This window comes from Alcanivorax sp. (assembly GCF_014762765.1).
Taxonomy (GTDB): domain Bacteria; phylum Pseudomonadota; class Gammaproteobacteria; order Pseudomonadales; family Alcanivoracaceae; genus Alcanivorax.
The window spans coordinates 24986-42200 of the sequence record NZ_JABURH010000131.1 but is presented as its reverse complement, the minus strand read 5'-3'; the positions used below and the strand labels follow the sequence as shown (position 1 = coordinate 42200).

Annotated in this window: 19 protein-coding genes; 12 read left to right on the top strand and 7 right to left on the bottom strand. The window is 58.5% G+C overall.

Annotated elements, in window-relative coordinates; all coding sequences use genetic code 11:
• Window positions 1-28: 28 nt before the first annotated feature.
• From HUJ17_RS09155 to HUJ17_RS09140, 4 genes are all read left to right on the top strand, one after another.
• Window positions 29-490 (top strand): MaoC family dehydratase, encoded by a 462-nt coding sequence (locus HUJ17_RS09155; RefSeq protein ID WP_290510403.1) that lies wholly within the window; start codon window positions 29-31, stop codon window positions 488-490.
• 303 nt (window positions 491-793) lie between these two features.
• The gene (locus HUJ17_RS09150) at window positions 794-1747 is read left to right on the top strand and encodes a hypothetical protein (RefSeq protein ID WP_290510402.1); all 954 of its coding nucleotides are present in this window, start codon (window positions 794-796) and stop codon (window positions 1745-1747) included.
• The gene (locus tag HUJ17_RS09145; protein WP_290510401.1) at window positions 1740-2828 is read left to right on the top strand and encodes a diguanylate cyclase; all 1089 of its coding nucleotides are present in this window, start codon (window positions 1740-1742) and stop codon (window positions 2826-2828) included. Before HUJ17_RS09150 ends, HUJ17_RS09145 begins: the two co-directional genes overlap by 8 nt.
• Window positions 2825-3334 carry a DUF2505 domain-containing protein gene (locus tag HUJ17_RS09140; protein ID WP_290510400.1) on the top strand — a complete coding sequence of 170 codons (510 nt, stop codon included), beginning with the start codon at window positions 2825-2827 and terminating at the stop codon, window positions 3332-3334. Before HUJ17_RS09145 ends, HUJ17_RS09140 begins: the two co-directional genes overlap by 4 nt.
• A 124-nt stretch (window positions 3335-3458) precedes the next feature.
• Here HUJ17_RS09140 and HUJ17_RS09135 read toward each other — a convergent pair whose 3' ends face one another.
• Window positions 3459-4256: an SDR family NAD(P)-dependent oxidoreductase gene (locus HUJ17_RS09135; RefSeq protein ID WP_290510399.1), complete on the bottom strand. Its 798-nt coding sequence runs from the start codon at window positions 4254-4256 to the stop codon at window positions 3459-3461.
• Window positions 4257-4357: 101 nt separating this feature from the next.
• Between HUJ17_RS09135 and HUJ17_RS09130 the strand changes: the two genes are divergently transcribed.
• Entirely contained in the window at window positions 4358-4567 is a 210-nt protein-coding gene (locus HUJ17_RS09130; RefSeq protein ID WP_290510398.1) for a hypothetical protein, read from the top strand.
• Here the strand turns inward: HUJ17_RS09130 and HUJ17_RS09125 are convergent.
• The 5 genes from HUJ17_RS09125 to HUJ17_RS09105 all read right to left on the bottom strand — a co-directional run bounded on the left by HUJ17_RS09125 (window position 4552) and on the right by HUJ17_RS09105 (window position 8928).
• Complete coding sequence (locus HUJ17_RS09125) at window positions 4552-5880, bottom strand: dicarboxylate/amino acid:cation symporter (RefSeq protein WP_290510397.1); 1329 nt, start codon at window positions 5878-5880, stop codon at window positions 4552-4554. The two genes, HUJ17_RS09130 and HUJ17_RS09125, sit on opposite strands and share 16 nt — an antisense overlap.
• Window positions 5881-5989: 109 nt before the next feature.
• Entirely contained in the window at window positions 5990-6607 is a 618-nt protein-coding gene (locus tag HUJ17_RS09120) for a hypothetical protein (protein ID WP_290510396.1), read from the bottom strand.
• Window positions 6604-7899, bottom strand: a complete 1296-nt coding sequence (locus tag HUJ17_RS09115) for an ammonium transporter (protein WP_290510395.1) — start codon at window positions 7897-7899, stop codon at window positions 6604-6606. Before HUJ17_RS09115 ends, HUJ17_RS09120 begins: the two co-directional genes overlap by 4 nt.
• 172 nt (window positions 7900-8071) lie before the next feature.
• Window positions 8072-8551 (bottom strand): EVE domain-containing protein, encoded by a 480-nt coding sequence (locus HUJ17_RS09110; RefSeq protein ID WP_290510394.1) that lies wholly within the window; start codon window positions 8549-8551, stop codon window positions 8072-8074.
• On the bottom strand, window positions 8548-8928 hold the full coding sequence (locus HUJ17_RS09105; protein ID WP_290510393.1) for a hypothetical protein: 381 nt from the start codon (window positions 8926-8928) through the stop codon (window positions 8548-8550). The genes HUJ17_RS09110 and HUJ17_RS09105 overlap by 4 nt, the downstream gene beginning before the upstream one ends.
• Before the next feature lie 216 nt (window positions 8929-9144).
• Between HUJ17_RS09105 and prmB the strand changes: the two genes are divergently transcribed.
• From prmB to HUJ17_RS09090, 3 genes are all read left to right on the top strand, one after another.
• On the top strand, window positions 9145-10071 hold the full coding sequence (gene prmB / locus HUJ17_RS09100) for a 50S ribosomal protein L3 N(5)-glutamine methyltransferase (RefSeq protein WP_290510392.1): 927 nt from the start codon (window positions 9145-9147) through the stop codon (window positions 10069-10071).
• A gap of 69 nt (window positions 10072-10140) precedes the next feature.
• Window positions 10141-11232, top strand: coding sequence for a chorismate synthase (gene aroC, locus HUJ17_RS09095; RefSeq protein WP_290510391.1), 1092 nt, complete (start codon window positions 10141-10143; stop codon window positions 11230-11232).
• Window positions 11233-11341: 109 nt separating this feature from the next.
• Window positions 11342-12493, top strand: coding sequence for an MFS transporter (locus tag HUJ17_RS09090; protein WP_290510390.1), 1152 nt, complete (start codon window positions 11342-11344; stop codon window positions 12491-12493).
• A 4-nt stretch (window positions 12494-12497) separates the two neighbouring features.
• On the opposite strand, the gene HUJ17_RS09085 is transcribed toward HUJ17_RS09090, so the two are convergent.
• Complete coding sequence (locus HUJ17_RS09085; RefSeq protein WP_082810792.1) at window positions 12498-13373, bottom strand: LysR family transcriptional regulator; 876 nt, start codon at window positions 13371-13373, stop codon at window positions 12498-12500.
• 159 nt (window positions 13374-13532) lie between these two features.
• On the opposite strand from HUJ17_RS09085, the gene leuC reads away from it, so the two are divergent.
• From leuC to leuB, 4 genes are read left to right on the top strand one after another with little or no spacing between them, the layout of a single operon-like run.
• Window positions 13533-14951, top strand: coding sequence for a 3-isopropylmalate dehydratase large subunit (leuC, locus tag HUJ17_RS09080; protein WP_290510389.1), 1419 nt, complete (start codon window positions 13533-13535; stop codon window positions 14949-14951).
• Window positions 14952-14961: 10 nt separating this feature from the next.
• Window positions 14962-15600 (top strand): 3-isopropylmalate dehydratase small subunit, encoded by a 639-nt coding sequence (leuD, locus tag HUJ17_RS09075; RefSeq protein ID WP_290510388.1) that lies wholly within the window; start codon window positions 14962-14964, stop codon window positions 15598-15600.
• Between the two features lie 42 nt (window positions 15601-15642).
• On the top strand, window positions 15643-16083 hold the full coding sequence (locus tag HUJ17_RS09070) for a hypothetical protein (RefSeq protein ID WP_290510387.1): 441 nt from the start codon (window positions 15643-15645) through the stop codon (window positions 16081-16083).
• 45 nt (window positions 16084-16128) lie between these two features.
• Window positions 16129-17205 (top strand): 3-isopropylmalate dehydrogenase, encoded by a 1077-nt coding sequence (gene leuB, locus HUJ17_RS09065; RefSeq protein WP_290510386.1) that lies wholly within the window; start codon window positions 16129-16131, stop codon window positions 17203-17205.
• Window positions 17206-17215 lie beyond the last annotated feature (10 nt).

Below are 17215 nucleotides of genomic sequence, written 5' to 3'. Positions count from 1 at the left end.
GAAAAGTGCATTCAAGGAGCGCGTTACGATGAAAGTGGTTGAGGTAGCCTCGCTGAACGATTACGTAGGCAAGGAACTGGGAGCGTCTGATTGGTTCCAGATAGATCAGGACAGGATTAACGCTTTTGCTGACGCGACTCTGGATCATCAGTTCATTCATGTGGACCCAGACCAGGCGAAGAACACGCCTTTCGGCACTACCATCGCCCACGGTTATCTAACCCTGTCGCTGCTGCCATATCTGCAAGCCTCCATTGACGGCTTCCTGATGCCCAAAGGCATGAAAATGGCCATGAACTACGGCTTCGACAAGCTGCGTTTCATGGCACCGGTGAAACAGGGTAAACGGGTTCGTGCGGTGGCTACCTTGCTGGATGCTACGGAAAAGCGCGAAGGACAGTGGTTGCTGAAATTTGCCTTTACTGTGGAAATTGAAGGGGAAGACAAGCCGGCACTGGTGGCCGAGTGGTTGCTGATGTATTTCGTCTGAGGACCAAGCAGTCCCATCAATAGCTGGTTGAAAAGAATCACAGTGTCTCCTGGTCAGGTCTGTCGTTTTGTGCACGGCAGGCCTGTTTTTTTGTGGCACATTTTGCTCGTCAGACATAACCGCCGTCAGCCTTGAAAGTTCGGGTTCTACACAAGGTTGATCAAATAAGCTGCTGATTTGGCTGAAGTTGAGTTGTGGTGCTGGCCGTTATTGCTACTGGCAAAGTACCGCATTTCGACGTACTGTAAGAGGGAACTTTTGTACTAGGGCGAATTTGTCGCCACCCCTTATCAGGGCTTCCCAATGTTGCACCGTCCCCGACAATGGCTTCGCCGTCTGGTAGATAACCGTTCTGCCATCCGTCGTGATCTGCGCCTCAGCCTGACCCATGCTGCGGATATCCCCCGCATGGTCCTGCCGCTGGGCCGGGAGCCCGGTATTCGCTCGGAACTGGCCTGGTCTTCCTACGCCAGTCGCGGTGAGGCCCTGTTCTCGCTCTTGCAGTTGCTGGTGCCGGCCACCCGAGAATCCATCAGCCAGGGCACCCTGGCCTGCCACCCTCCGCGGACCACCCATGAAGCGCGCTCTTCGCGCTGGTTCTTCATCAATGGCATGGGAACGGCCGGGCCGGTGGCGCTGCTCAATGCCAGCGAGATCGCGAGGATTTTTCGCCGCCCGGTTCACCTGATCCATACTCCTACCTGGGGACTGATCCGCGATGTCGCCGAGTCGATTACCGCACGCACCCTGCGCAAGGACGGCAAGTTGTCGCGCCCGGCGTTGAATATCCTGGTGGAGGCGCTGGAAAATAATGATCAGGTAGTGCTGGTCTGCCACTCACAGGGCACCATTGTGGCCAGCTATATCGTGCGCAAGCTGCTACGTCACCCGAGCGCCCGGCAGCTGGTCAAAAAGCTGGAAATCTATTGCATCGGTGGGGTGGCTGACAGCCTGGAAATCGATCCGCAACTGACGCTTGCGGCCGGTCATCCGGTGCCCTATGTGGAACACTTTGCCAACGGGCGTGATTATCTGGCGCAGATCGGCATTCTTTCCCATCTGGACAGTACAGCCGGTACCGTCTATTGCCTTTCGGATCGGCCTGGCCATTTGCTCAACGAGCATTATCTGCCTGCCATTGCGCGTGGGGATTTCTGTCAGCGCCGCTCACGGCTATATGGCTATGTGCGGGGGCGGGAACCGGGACCGAAAGGGGCCTTGTCAGTGGTCAAAAAGGAAATGGACCCACATGGATAAGAACAACAAACCGGTATTACTGTTTGTGGATGACTCCAAGGTAATGCGTCTTGCCGCAGACAAAATGCTGGGTAGGGAATTTCGTGTGGAAGTGGCGGAAAACGGCGTCGAAGCCTGGGAAATGATCTGCCACAACCCGACCATCAGCGTGGTCTTTTCCGACCTGGCCATGCCGGAAATGGATGGCTTTACGTTACTGAAAAAAATCCGCACCAGTGAGGATGACGGCATTGCCGGCCTGCCGGTGATCATCGTTACCGGTGCAGAGAATGATGAGGAAACACGCAGCGAAGCCCTGCGTCTGGGTGGCACCGACTTTATCAGCAAGCCGTTTAATTCCACGGATCTTCTGGCCCGTGCCCGTGCTCATGCCCACTACCAGCGTGAGCGCAAGGAACTGGCTCGCCAGGCCATGATCGATCCGCTCACCCGATTGGGTAACCGTCGCTATTTGCAGCATCGCCTGCGCCAGGAGCTGGCGCTAGCCAGTCGTCAGCAGATTCCGCTGTCGGTTGTGCAACTGGAGATTTACCAATTCAATCAACTTTTCGTACAGCTCGGTAAACGCAGAACCGATATGGTGCTGATGAAAATGGCGCAGTTGATGCGGGGAGTGGTACGTAAGGAAGATTCGCTGGCAAGAAGCAGCGTGGCCCAGTTCACGATTCTGTTGCCCAGTGCCGGTGCCAATGGTGCCCAGCGTTTTGTCGAGCGGGCGTTGAAGGTCAGCGAAAAGCTGGCTTTTCAATTTCGTGGCCGGGCACAGCAATTGCCGCTGTCGGTGGTCATTCATACGCCCACCGCGCATACCGGGCTGATGCCCCGCCAGGTACAGACGGTATTGGATGAACAGATGAGCAAGGCACGCTTGGCCGGGCCCGGCGCGGTGGTCAGAGATGGCCCCGATGAGCCTCTGGCCACCACCCAGACAACGCCTACGATAACCATAGAGCAGGCACTCACCCTGTTGCGGGCAGGCAAGACCCGTGTGGTGGTGAATGCATTGCCGGACTTGAAACGCCAGCTGGCGCCCCTGTTGAAATTGATTGAGCAGACGCCGGCAGGCCAGGAGACAGCATGAAGGTAATGGTTGACCGGGAATTTCCCGTCGGCGTGGACCGACTTTATGAGATTCTCACCAGTAAGGCCTATTTCGAACAACGTTTCGAATGGGGCAAGGTGAACGACTACCGGTTCCAGGCCTTCCAGGACACCGCAGAAGGCCTGCTGATACAGATCGTCCAACCGATCCAGATTCGCACCGACAAGGTGCCGTCATTCGCGCGACGTTTGCTGCCCAGTCAGGCAGACCTACTGACGGAATTTTTGTGGCAAGCCACTGAACAGCCGGGCTGCTATCAAGCCCGCTATCGCTTTCAGCTTGGCAGTGTACCGTTGAAGATCAGTGGCAACATGCGGCTCAGCGCCGACGGTGAGGACCAGTCTATTCAGCAAACCCAAGTGGAAATCACCTCCTCGGTTCCACTGGTGGGTAAAAAGCTGGTGGATCTGGTGGCGCCGAAAATCGACGATGCGCTGGCAGGGGATTATCGACATACTCTGCGTTACGTGGAGCAGTTTGCCTGAATGGATGTCTGACGCTAAACGCTTGACGGCAGACAGAAAGTCCTTGTGGAAGCGATGCTGGCCGCACTGCCAGCATCTTCCAGACATCGCTTCCCACAAAAAAAATAATGCCTGGCGCGCCAGGCTAACGTCGATATTTCGCCCCTAACTCCCGCAGTGTCCGCTCCCAGCGTTTCCTGAACCAGCGTTTACGACGCCATTTGGCCTGGGTGTGGCCGGAGGCGATGTGCAAGGCGCTGTCATTGTCGAGTGCCTGCAGAATCTGCTGACTGAGTTCCTGGCGGGTGACCGGGCTGCGGGCGATCTTGCGCTGGAAGCGGGCGTCGCTGAGCGGGTCAGTGGCACTCAGGCTGCTGGCTTGCTCTTGATAGAGTGGGATGACCACGGTGGTCACCCGGATGCCGCTGCTGTGCAATTCACTATGCAGGCTTTCCCCCAGCGCCACGATGGCGGCGCTGGCGGCACTCTGGGCTGCGGCCAGAGGCCCCGCAAGAATGCCGTATTCCGGTACTACATTGAGGATGCGACCGCCTTCCTGGCGATGCATTGCACTGATCGCGCTCTGGCACAGATTCACCGTATCCATCAGCTGCTCATCCAGCACCCGCTGCCAGTGGGATCCCTGGGTGGCCTCAAAGGGCCCCAGTGTCAGCGGAGCGGGCAGGTTGATCACGGTATCCAGTTGCTGCCAGCGACGTAGCACCCGCTCCACGCCCCGTTGCCGGTCCCGGGCGCTGCCGGGCAGGCAGTCCAGGAAAAGGGCTTCCCGGCCGTTACCGTGCAGGTCGGCACAAAGCTGGTTTCCGAGCTGCCCGTCGGCGTCTGCCAGGGCCACCCGAAAATGCTCTGCGGCGTCACTGACCAGGGTCTGGCCAAGCTCGGAACAGGCATTGCTGATAAGCAGGGTAGGCTGATGTTTCAAGGGGTCTCCGCGGCAAATCGATTAAATGTGAACAGGTGTTGACTTTGTCTTTTTGTGAGTTAACATGTGTTCACTAAAACAAGTTCAGAGGAGCATTTCCCATGACTATTATCTCTCGTCTCTGCAAAGATGTTTTCGCTCTGGTTGTGGCTGTTCTGTTCACCGTGCTGATGGTAGCCGGTCTTGCCGATCAGGGGAAAAATCTGTTTCCAGCCATACTGGCGTTTGCCGCCATGGTCCCGGTAGTTGGCAGTGCGGCGGTGGCCATCAAACGTGACTGGGACAACCGCGACCATCACCTGTCGGTCTGACCCTGCCCGGCGTGGGCGCCTGCCGCCCGCGCCATTCTCTCTGCGTCGGCTACTGGCCTCTGCAACACCTGTTCTTCCCCTTCGCTGCGTGCCAGCAGCACCGTGACCACACTGTCGCCCCACACGTTGACGGCGGTGCGGAACATGTCCAGCAGCCGGTCAGTGACCAGAATCAGGCCGATGGCTTCCGCCGGCAGCCCGATGGCGGCCAGTATCACGGTGATTGCCACCAGCGAGGCGGCCGGAATACTGGCCACGCCGATGGACGTGAGCACCGCGGTGATCACGATCATGAATTGTGTCGCCAGCGACAGGTCCATGCCATAGGCCTGGGCGATAAACATGGCGGCCACGCATTCGTACAGGGCGGTGCCATCCATGTTGACCGTGGCCCCCAGCGGCAGCACAAAGCTGCTACTGCGCTGTGACACCCCGGCCCGGTTTTGTACGCATTCCATGGTTAATGGCAGGGTGGCGGCGGAGCTGGCCGAGGAAAAAGCGGTGAGCAGGGCTGGTGTCATGGCCTGGATGTGCCGAAACGGTGAGCGTCGGGCCAGGAAAAACACCAATGCCGGCATGAAAACAAAGGCATGCAGGGTGAGCGCGACCACCACTGAAACGAAAAACCAGGCCAGCGGCTCAATGGCATCAAGGCCGGTGCGGGTCACCGTGGCGGCAATCAGGGCGAACACGCCCAGCGGTGTGAAGCGAATAACCAGCATGGTGATTTTCATCACCACCTGATAAATCCCCTCAATCAGATCACGTAGACTGCGGCCGGCATCATTACGCTCGGTACGTAGAAAATAGCCGAACAACAGGGCGAACACGATCAGACCGAGCATCTGGCCCTCGGCGGCTGCGGCGATCAGGTTGGGGGGTAGCATCTGCATCAGGATCTGGGTGAAATCCCCGGCGCCTCGCCCTTCGATGCCGGCCAGCACAGCCTCGGTATCGCTGGCCAGACCAAGCAGTTCCCTGGCCGGCTGGCCGTCGATGATACCGGGGTTGAACAGATTGACGGTAACCAGCCCGATCAGTACCGCGACCACCGTGGTAGTCATGTACAGGGCCACCGTCTTTAGCCCCATACGACCCAGATTGTTGCCGTCACCGACGCTGGTCATGCCGTTGATGATGGCGGTGACAATCAGCGGTACCACCACCATTTTCAGGGCATTGATGAACAGGCTGCCCACCAGATCGTAACCGGCCAGTACCGGCACCCCGAACAGGGTCGAGGTCTCGTTGGTCAGGCTGCCGACCAGGGCACCGGCAAGCATGGCAATAAAGATCTGGTGATGTAGTTTCATGGTGTTCCCTATCGGCTGTTGTTGTTATGGCTCAACGCGCGAACAGGATTACAAGACTACCTGATCCTCGGTGGTGTCACATGGCGGTAATGGCAGGAAGTGCAGCGTTTCACAGCAACTGGCGCAGTACCGCCGGGTCAACCTGGGTGCTCAGGGTTTTCTGGTAGGCAGCCTTCAGTTGTTGATCGGCTTCCACTGGGCCAAGTCGTTCGCACAGCAGCACATAGGTACGGTTCAGCTGATCACGCAGGGCGCCCAGTGCCAATGGTGCCAGGGGGCGTTCGGGGGATTGCAACCAGTATTCCATGGTCAGCCTGATTTCCGTGCCAACCTGGTTGCTGCGCAGCTGGGCGGCCAGGTCCAGGCGCAGCTGGCTGGCGGCCCGGGCGCCGATGCCGTCCCACAGTGAGCGCATCATCTGCTCGAAAGCCTGGCTAAAGGGGTGTTCCTGCGCGTGGCTTTCGCCGCTGTCGGTCAGTGGATCGTCGGCCAGTTCCCGTTCAGACAGGGTCATGGCCTGCACCAGGCTCATATGAATCTGATGCCGACGCTCTCCCAGGTCGAATAACTGACACAGCTCGCTGACAAAGCCCTGCAGGGAAAAACGCGGCCGCTCGGCATAGTGCTGTTGCCAGAGGCTGACCGCCTCCAGTACCAGGGGTTCGTTCATGTAGGGCGTCAGCCCGGTGACAATGGCGCGCCGTCGACGCTGCAGTTCCTGACTCATGAACGGGACTCCGCCGGGTGGGTCAGTTCACTGTTGTACAGGGTGTTCTGGGGGAACTCCGGGTAGCCGCTTTCCGCATGTTCGCTCAGGTCCAGGCCCCGTTGTTCATGCAGAGCCGGTGCCCGCAGGCCGGCAAGCAGAGACACCAGCATGTACATCACCAGGGCGGCGAAGAAGGCCCAGCCAAAGGCCACCACGATGCCCAGCAGTTGTACGGTAATTCGTTCCGGGTTGAACAGGTCACCATCGTAGAACAGGCCAGCGGCCAGGGTGCCCCAGGCACCGGCAAAGGCATGTACCGGCACCGCGCCGACCACATCATCCAGACGCAATGCCAGCAACATTCTCGCTCCAAAGGCGGCCAGGGCGCCGGCAACCAGGCCGGTGAGGACCGCAAAGCCCGGTGTCATTACGGCGCAGCCGGCGGTAACCGCCACCAGACCGGCCAGGCTGCCGTTGACGGTTTCCGTCAACAGAATCGGCCTGCGACTGACCATGCGGTAGACCACACTGCCCACGGCACCTGCTGCAGCGGCGAGCTGGGTGTTCAGGTTGACCTTGGCAATATCCACACTGGCCGCCAAGGTGGAGCCACCATTAAAGCCGAACCAACCGAACCAGAGAATAAAACCGCCCAAGGCTACGTAGGACAGGTTATGACCGGGGATGGCGCGTGGCTGGCCGTGACTGTCGAAACGACCCAGCCGAGGCCCTACCACCAGCACCCCGGCCAGGGCACACCAGCCGCCAATGCTATGCACGACCGTGGAACCGGCAAAATCAATGAAGCCCAGTTTTGCCAGCCAGCCGTCACTGTTCCAGGCCCAGTGGCCGTACAGCGGATAGATCAGCCCGGTGATAATCACAGCCCCGCACAGGTAGCCCACGTAACGGGTACGCTCTGCCATGGCACCGGAGGCGATCGTGGCAGCGGTGGCTGCAAACATGATCTGGAACAGCAGCATGGCCCAGGTATTGCCGTCGGCATGACTGAGCATGAACTGGTCCTCGCCGAACCATCCGGTACTGCTGGTGCCGAACATAAGACCAAAACCCACGCCCCAGAACACCAGCGTGCCCACACACAGGTCCATGTAGTTTTTCATTACCACGTTGAGTGCGTTCTTGGCGCGGCTCAGGCCGCTTTCCAGCAAGGCAAATCCGGCTTGCATGAAGAACACCAGCGCGGCGGCCACGGCAATCCAGACCGTATCGATGGCGCTGAGTGAATCCGCCCTGGCCAGGCCGGGAAGCAGCAGCAAGGGAAACCAGGGTAGGCGGCGCAGTGACATGATATGAACCCCATTCGTGATAGTGACGAAGGGGAGAGTGCAACGGTTGTGCCAAGCTGGCAGGAAGAAGAATGGCGGTTGATGTGGTGCTTTCTTCGTATTTGTGTGCCCGGGTTTGGGGCGTGGCATTGCAGTGGTGCGGCAGTGTGCACCGAGCTGGTTCGTCTTGCCGTCAGGGGCTCGTGTCCTCAGGTTGGCAAAGTTGCTGAATGCGCTGAAATTCGCGTTCGGCAACTTTCTGTACCGACAGGCGAGGGCGTAGCACCAATTCCATGTGGGTAAATTCCTCGTCCTGGCGCAGTTTTTTTAACAGTAGAGGCTGTGCATAGCTACACACGTAACGAATATCTACCTGATACCAGCGCGGGTTGTCGTGGCTGCTGCGACTGTCAAACCCGGCTGAGTCGGCATCAAACTGGCTGGGGTCGGGGTATGGATCACTGACCACACACGCTTCGCCGACAATGGCAGGCTGAGGGCAACTGGAATGATAGATCAGCACAGTATCGCCTTTGCACATTTCGTCGCGCAGCCGATTGCGGGCCTGGTAGTTGCGCACCCCGTCCCAGCCGCTGGTGCCGTCAGGGCATGCCCGCAAGTCATCAATGGAAAAGGTATCGGGTTCGGTTTTCAGTAACCAGATTGCGCTCACTGTCCCCCCGGGAGATGGTTTTCCTGAAGACAGGTCTTCGCCTGTGCCAGGCTGCCACAGACGTAGACAGGAAACTGCGGTTTGTTCAGGGTCAGCATCATGTTGGCAAAGGTACGGTTGAGGACGCTTTCCAGCACCAGTACCTTGGCTTCGGTAATCTGTTCAAAATCTTCACCACAGGCGTATCGGGCGGCGGTAAAATCCAGTCCGCGGATGCGCCCTACGTAGATGGCAAGCTGCTTGCGCTGACGATTCATATTGAACAGGGTCAGCCGCTGCCGATAGATCGACAGCTCCACGCGCATGTCCACCAGGGTGCCGTTTTTCAGATCCACCAAGGTGAAGGGGCCGTCTTGTGACACGGTAACTGCAGTCATGCTTATCCTTTCATAGGCAACGTGTCAGCATTTTATACGCAATCCTGTTGCTCCTGGAAATGATGGCACCTGATTCCCTTTGCTGACATTGCGGTAACGCACATAATTTTCAGCGAAAAACCGAGCATACCTGTCTGCATGCCAACAAGTTATTCTCTGGCAGGCTTTCGCCATGGAATCTGTGCTAATCTTCGGCGCCTGCTCGAGGAGGATGCCGTGATTAGCCCGCAACAACACAAAGAAGCCGTTACCACCCTGCAGACAGTCAGGGATTGCCTGCGTTTCGGGGAGAGCGCCCTGCGTGCCGGCGAGGTCTTCTTTGGTCACGGTAATGATGATCCCTGGGACGAGGCGCTGGCCTTGCTGATGCACACCTTGTCCCTGCCGCTGCAAAGTGACCCACGTATCCTTGACGCCCGCTTGTTGCCCTCTGAAGTCAGTGACTACCTGGAGCTCCTGTCTCGGCGTGTGAACGAGCGGGTGCCGGTCCCTTACCTGACCCATGAAGCCTGGTTTTGCGGGTTGCCCTTTTACGTGGACGAGAGGGTGCTGATTCCCCGCTCACCGCTGGCGGAACTGATCGAGCAATCCTTCACTCCCTGGGTAGAACCGGATCAGGTCCATGCGGTGCTGGATCTGTGTACCGGCAGCGGGTGTATTGCCATTGCCTGTGCCTATGCCTTCGAGCATGCCCGGGTGGATGGTAGTGATATCAGTGACGATGCCCTGGCGGTCTGTGAGGACAACATCCGCCGGCACGGCCTGGAAGGGCAGGTGAGAGCTCTGCATTCCGATGGCCTGGCCCAGGTGGGTGGCCCCTACGACCTGATTGTCTCCAATCCGCCTTACGTGGATGCGCAAGATATGGCCAGCCTGCCGGATGAATACCGCCACGAACCGGAGCTGGCGCTGGCTTCAGGGGACGATGGCCTGGACTTTACTCGCCGCCTGCTGCTCGATGCCCCTGATCAGCTTACCGAGCACGGGGTATTGATTGTGGAGGTGGGTAATAGCTGGGAAGCCATGATCAATCAGTGGCCGCAGGTGCCTTTCTTCTGGTTCGAATTCGAGCGTGGCGGCCATGGGGTATTCATGCTTACCCGCCAACAGCTGCTAGAATATCGCGAACAGTTTTCTTCCTGAGCCGCTGACGCGTCTCTCGCCTTGCGGGTGAGAGGGCAAACAATGGCCCAATGCTTTTTGAGGATCCGCATGTCCGGCAACAGTTTCGGTGAACGTTTTCGCATCACCACCTTTGGTGAGAGTCATGGCCTGGCACTGGGGGCCATCGTGGATGGCTGCCCGCCGGGGCTGGAAATCAGCGAGGAAGACTTGCAGGTGGAGCTGGACCGGCGCAAGCCCGGTACCAGTAAGTACACCACCCAGCGCCGCGAGCCGGATCAAGTGAAGATCCTTTCCGGGGTGTTCGAGGGCAAGACCACCGGCACCTCCATCGGCTTGCTGATCGAAAACACGGATCAGAAGTCCAAGGACTATTCCGATATCGCTACCACCTTCCGGCCCGGGCATGCGGACTATACCTATACCCAGAAATACGGCTTCCGCGATTACCGGGGCGGCGGTCGCTCCTCTGCTCGGGAAACTGCCATGCGCGTGGCGGCCGGGGCCATTGCCCGCAAGTACCTCGAACAGACGCTGGGCATTCGCATCTACGGTGGTTGTACCCAGATCGGTGAGGTGAAAGCGGAGCAGTTCGACTGGGGCTCGGTAAACAGCAACCCCTTCTTTTTCCCGGACACGGCCAAGGTGCCGGAGCTGGAAGCACTGATTAATGCCCTGCGCAAGGATGGCTCTTCCATTGGTGCGCGGGTGGAAGTGTTTGCCGATGGCGTTCCGCCGGGTTGGGGCGAGCCGGTGTTTGATCGTATCGATGCGGACCTGGCCAAAGCGATGATGTCCATCAACGCTGTCAAGGGTGTGGAAGTGGGTGACGGCTTTGCGGTGGTCAACCAGCGCGGCGAACAACACCGCGACGAGATGACTCCGGAAGGGTTCCTCAGCAACCACGCCGGCGGCGTGCTCGGGGGTATCAGCTCCGGTCAGACCATCCGTGTGGCCATGGCACTCAAGCCCACCTCAAGCATTCTGATTCCCGGCAAGAGTATTGATCTGCAAGGCAAGCCGGTGGAAGTGGTTACCAAGGGGCGGCATGATCCATGCGTTGGTGTGCGCGCCACCCCCATCGCCGAAGCCATGCTGGCGCTGGTGCTGATGGATCACTGCCTGCGCCACAGGGGCCAGAATGGTGATGTGAAACCGCCTTTCCCGCCGATTCCAGGGTAAGTAAGAAGACAATGGGGGATTCCAGCGGCAGCCTGTGCGGGTTACAGGTTGCCGTTGGTATCTTTCTGGCTCTCCATGTACCGGTTTTGGCAAAGGACTGTGTTTTCTGATGCCCTATTACTGGCGACTGTCAGGCTTCTATTTCCTCTATTTCGGACTGCTGGGCACCCTGGTGCCTTACTGGTCCCTGTACCTGAAGGACCTGGGTTTCAGTGCTGCTGCCATCGGCTTGCTGATGGCCATTCCGCAGCTGACCAAGATTGGTGCGCCTAACCTGTGGGGGTGGCTGGCGGATCGTAGCGGCCAGCGGCTGCGTATCATCCGTACTGGCAACCTGCTGGCGGCGATCGTGTTCTTGCCGGTGTTCTGGGTCGATCAGTTCTGGTCCATGGCGGCACTGCTGGTGTCGTTCAGTTTCTTCTGGAACGCGGTACTGGCACAGTTTGAAGTGCTCACCCTGCAGTCTCTGGGGCGTCAATCTCACCGTTACAGTCTGGTGCGCCTGTGGGGATCGGTGGGGTTTATCCTGGCGGTGCTGATGCTTGGCGAGGCGCTGGACCGACTTGGCACTGACCTGCTGCCCTGGGTGTTAAGCGCGCTGTTGTGGTTGCTCTGGCTGGGTACGCTGACCTTGCCGGCGGACGACGGGCAGGCGCGTCACCGGGAAGAGGGTGGGCCATCTGTGTGGGGCGTGTTGCGCCGCCCGGCCGTTTCCCTGTTTCTGATATCGGCTTTTCTGATGCAACTCTCTCATGGGCCTTACTACACCTTCTATAGCATCTATCTGCAGGATCTGGGGTTCAGCAAATTCGTGGTGGGTGGCCTGTGGGCGCTGGGGGTACTGGCAGAAGTGGGGCTGTTTCTGATCATGCATCGGTTGATGCGGCGTTTCTCCATTCCCTGGATTCTGGTCGCCAGTCTGCTGTTGGCAGCTCTGCGTTGGCTGCTGATTGGGGTGGTGGCCGATTCGTTGTTATGGCTGGCGTTTGCCCAGCTGCTCCACGCCGCCAGTTTTGGCAGCTTTCACGCGGCCAGTATCGCCTGGGTGCACAGGCAGTTCGGGGCGTCGCTGGGCGGCCAGGGTCAAGCCCTGTATTCAAGCCTGGGTTTTGGTGCTGGCTGGGCTGCGGGGGCCGGATTGTCCGGCTTTTTCTGGCAGCAGTGGGGGGTGAATCTCTTTTACGGAGCGGCATTGGCCGCGCTATTGGCGGCCATGTTGCTGATCGTGGGCGGTGTGACCAGCTCCAACAGAGCGGATTGAGGCGTTACAGCCCGGATGCTTCCAGTGCCTGCAAAAATGCCTTGGCGGCATTGGAGCGGGTGCGGGCCGGGTGGATAACCACCCCCAGCTCCCGCTCCGGCAACGGTACATCCACGGCCAGTTCTACCACAGAGCCATCTACCATGGTGGCCGGCAGTACGCTCCAGCCCAGACCGATGGACACCATCATGTGGATGGTTTCCAGGTAATTGGTAGACATGGCGATATTGAGCTTCAGGTTATGCTCGTCAAATAATCTCTCTACAATGCCGCGGGTAAAGGTGACCGGTGACGGCAGAATGGCACTGTAGCCGGTAAGGGTTTCGAGGGTGATATTTTCCACCTTTGCCAGCGGATGCTCTGGTGCGCACATGAACACCAGAGGGTCGCGCCAGATTACATCACTCTGCAGGCGATCATCTGGCTGTGGGGGCAGGGTAACCACACCCATTTCCAGTTCCCCGTGCAGCACCCCCTCCCAGGCTTCTTCCGAATCGATAAAATGAATGTCCAGCTCTACCTTTGGATAGTCCCGGGAGAACTGTCGCAGTACCGGCGGCAGGCGATGCAGGCCGATATGGTGGCTGGTGCCGATACGCAGTTTGCCGGTGACCGAACCGGACAGATCGTGAATGGCCCGGGCCATGTCTTCCACATCCATCAGAACCTGGCGGGCCCGTGGTAATAGGGAACGACCTGCTTCGGTGAGCTGGATCTGACGACCCACCCGATCAAACAGGCGAGCGCCCAGCTGCTGTTCTAGCAGGGCGATACGTTTGCTGATCGCAGGCTGGGTGATGTAGAGGCGCTCTGCGGCGGCAGAAAACGAGCCGGTTTCGGCCACCGCCATGAAGGCGCTGAGGGTCGGCGTATCTATCATTCCCGGGGCATCCAGTTGTTCGGTTGCGAGATAATAATTGGTTATCTTAAAAATGAAAAATATGAATTGGATTTATTGATGGGTGAACCCTACATTAATCGTTATTGACAAACCAGTCGCAATGGTGAAGTTGCTGCAGTGCGGCGTAGGGAGAGAAGCATGGCCGGCAAGACCCTCTATGACAAATTGTGGGACGCTCATCTCGTCACCGAGCGTGAGGATGGCTCCGCCCTGATCTATATAGATCGCCAGATCATCCATGAGGTGACCTCGCCCCAAGCGTTTGAGGGGCTGCGTCTGGCCGGTCGTAAACCCTGGCGCACCGGCGCCAGCGTGGCCACCATTGATCACAACGTGCCCACCACGCCGTTCAAATCGGCGGCTGAGATCGTGGATGATACCTCCCGGATCCAGGTGCAGACCCTGCAGGACAATACCAAAGAGTTTGGTATTACCGAGTTCGGCATTGGCGATGTACGCCAGGGTATCGTTCACGTGATGGCTCCGGAGCAGGGAGCTGTGCTGCCTGGCATGACTGTGGTTTGTGGTGATTCCCATACTTCCACCAACGGTGCGCTGGCCTGTCTGGCCCATGGTATCGGCACCAGTGAGGTAGAGCATGTGCTGGCCACCCAGACCCTGGTGGCCAAGAAGATGAAGAACATGCGCGTGGCCGTGGAAGGGGATCTGGGGCCTGGTGTCACTGCCAAGGATGTGGTGTTGCATATTATCGGTGTCATCGGCACCGCCGGCGGTACTGGCTACGCCATTGAATTCGCTGGCAGCGCCATTCGCGGTTTGTCCCTGGAAGGGCGCATGACCATCTGCAACATGGCCATTGAGGCTGGCGCCCGTGCCGGCATGGTGGCGGTGGATCAGACCACTATCGATTACGTGGAAGGCCGCCCCTTTGCGCCGAAAGGTGAGGACTGGGATAAGGCGGTGGATTACTGGCGCACGCTGGTATCCGACGCGGATGCCGAGTTCGACGCGGAAGTGAATATTGATGCGGCGGATATCCGTCCGCAGGTGTCCTGGGGCACCAGTCCCGAGATGGTGGTGCCGGTGGATGGCATGTTGCCGGACCCGCAGGCCGAAAGCGATGAGGTGAAGCGTTCCGGCATGCAGCGGGCCTATGAGTACATGGGGCTGAAACCGGGTGTTCCGGTCACGGATATCCAGGTTGACCGGGTCTTCATCGGTTCCTGCACCAACTCACGTATTGAAGACTTGCGAGCCGCCGCCGAGGTGGCCAAGGGCCGAAAAAAAGCGGATTCCGTCAAGCAGGTGCTGGTAGTTCCGGGTTCGGGTCTGGTCAAGCAGCAGGCGGAGAAGGAAGGGCTGGACAAGGTCTTTATCGAAGCGGGCTTCGAATGGCGGGAGCCGGGCTGTTCCATGTGTCTGGCCATGAACCCGGATCGCCTGGAAGCTGGAGAACACTGTGCGTCCACATCCAACCGTAATTTCGAAGGCCGTCAGGGCAATGGTGGTCGCACACATCTGGTGAGTCCGGCCATGGCAGCGGCTGCCGCAGTCGCTGGCCATTTTGTGGATATTCGCGAACTCGACCGGGCCTGAGGAGCAGATCATGGAAAAATTTATTCGTCAGGAAGGGCTGGTTGCGCCGTTGGATCGTGCCAATGTGGATACCGACCAGATCATTCCCAAGCAGTTTCTCAAGTCCATCAAACGCACCGGTTTCGGGCCGAATCTGTTTGATGAGTGGCGCTATCTGGATGAAGGGTTCCCCGGCCAGGACAGCAGTCAGCGCCCGAAAAACGAAGATTTTGTGCTGAATCAGTCCCGTTATCAGGGTGCCAGCATTTTGCTTACCCGTCGCAACTTCGGGTGCGGCTCCAGCCGTGAGCATGCCCCCTGGGCGCTGATGGATTTTGGTTTCAAGGCCATCATCGCGCCCAGCTTTGCGGATATCTTCTACAACAACTGCTTTAAAAACGGGTTGTTGCCCATTGTGTTGTCTGAGGATAACGTGGAAGCCCTGTTCAGAGCGGTGGAAGGGAAGGAAGGCTTCCGAATCACAGTCGATCTGGAGCAACAGCAGGTGATCCCGGAAAGCGGGGAGCCGTTGTCGTTCGAGATTGATGAGTTTCGCAAGCATTGTCTGCTGAACGGTCTGGATGAAATCGGCCTCACGCTCAACGAGGCAGACACCATCCGTGCCTATGAAGCACGCCGCGCCGAGCGGGAACCCTGGATTTTCCAGTAACAAAGTCCGGGACCATTAAAAGAAAAAACAAGGAGGCGACACATGTTGCGAATTTTATCTTTGCTGTCAGTACTGACTCTGGCCGGTTGTGCGACCGGCATGTACAACGAACCGGACGCGGATGACGCGGCCAAACTGAGCGTGGACAACCAGCTTTCCGTAGCCGAAAAAGGCGATGGCGGTGGTGGCTGGCAGATGCCCACCAGTAGCTCTGCCAAGGCTGAAATCTTCAAGGTCGACGGTGACCGGATTTCCGAGCAGGGCGGTGTGGAATCGGTATTCATTGATGCCGGTGAGCGTTCCGTGGAAGTGTTTGCCGATCAGGGCGGCATCCTGCGGTTCGGTAAATTCCGCCATACCTTTGAAGAAAAGGGTATTTATCAGGTGCGGGTGAAGCCGTCTTCCGGCAACAAGGGTGACTACACTCTGGAGCTGGTCAAGGCCTCGGCACCTGACGATGTGCTGGTGAGCAAAAACTTTTAATCAACCGATCAAGCACTTGGATCAAGTAGTAACAGGAAGCAGGTAATGAGCAAGGTACTGGTGTTGCCCGGTGACGGTATCGGCCCGGAAATCGTGGATGAAGCGGTGAAGGTGCTGAATGTCGCCAAACAGAAGTTTGGCCTCGATGTAGAGCTGGATGAGGCCCTGGTGGGCGGCGCGGCGGTGGATGCGGAAGGTGATCCGCTGCCGGAAGGTACTTTGGAGAAGGCCCGCGCTGCGGATGCGATCCTGTTTGGCTCCATTGGTGGCCCCAAGTGGGACACCATCGAGCGGGACAAGCGCCCGGAGCGCGGCCTGCTGCGCCTGCGTTCCTCGCTGGGGCTGTTTGCCAATCTGCGCCCGGCGATCCTGTTTCCGCAGCTGGCGGATGCCTCAAGCCTGAAACCCGAAGTGGTTTCCGGCCTTGATATCCTGATTGTTCGTGAGCTGACCGGCGGCATCTACTTCGGTCAGCCCCGCGGTATCAAGGAAGAGAACGGCGAGCGCGTGGGTTTCAATACTTACGTGTACACCGAATCGGAAATGCGCCGTATCGCCAAGGTGGCGTTCGAGCTTGCCATGAAGCGTGGCAAGCGCGTTTGTTCAGTGGACAAGGCCAATGTTCTGGAAGTCACTGAACTGTGGAAAGAAGTAGTCACCGAGGAGGCCAAGGCCTACCCGGAGATCGAGTTGTCTCACATGTATGTGGACAATGCGGCCATGCAACTGGTGCGTGCGCCGAAACAGTTTGATGTGATTGTCACCGGTAACCTGTTCGGTGACATTCTCTCCGATGAAGCCGCCATGCTCACCGGCTCCATCGGAATGCTGCCCTCCGCGTCCCTGGACGAGCACCGCAAGGGCTTGTACGAACCCTGCCACGGCTCGGCACCGGATATTGCCGGCCAGGGTATTGCCAACCCGCTGGCGACCATCATGTCGCTGGCCATGCTGATGCGTTACAGCCTGGAGCGCGGCGATGTGGCTGATGCCATTGAAGCTGCGGTAGAGCGGGTGCTGGATCAGGGGTTGCGTACTGCGGACATCTACACCGAGGGCACTCGCAAAGTGGGCACTGAAGAGATGGGTAACGCCGTGGCCGAAGCTCTGGCCCAGGCGTAATAGCGCGTTC